The sequence below is a fragment of the Variovorax sp. 01N429 genome (assembly GCF_056399425.1).
Map to the genome: position 1 here is coordinate 1 of NZ_JBFTRG010000191.1, position 395 is coordinate 395.

General features: G+C 74.9%; 1 protein-coding gene. It reads left to right on the top strand.

The features are described 5' to 3' along the window. Positions 1-395 (top strand): alpha/beta hydrolase (locus AC1DSF_RS31200; protein ID WP_478184179.1); only part of this gene is annotated, 395 nt, incomplete at both ends.

A 395-nucleotide genomic window follows, 5' to 3' on the forward strand; every position in this document is an offset into this window, starting at 1 on the left:
CGCCTATACGTTCGACGCGCTGGAAGCGGACCTGCACGCCTGCCTGGACGCGCTCGGCCTCGGGCCGGTCGACCTGCTCGGCCACTCGATGGGCGGCGTGGTCGCGCAGCGGTACGCACTCGCCCACCCCGACCGGGTGCGCTCGCTCATCCTCATGGACACCGCACCCGAACCCACGGGCGGCCCGCTGTCGTTGCTCATGAGCCCGCTCGGCGGGCTGGTCCGCCGACGCGGCATGGGCGTGCTCGGCACGCTCGTCAAGCTGCTGCCGAAGCCCAAGCCCGCCCCCGAGGGCAGCGGCGCGGACGGCGGACTCTCCGCGGAGCAACGCGACCGGCAGGCCGCCGCGTTCCTGGACACGGACCCCGAGGCCTTCGCGGCGTTCGCCCGGGAGC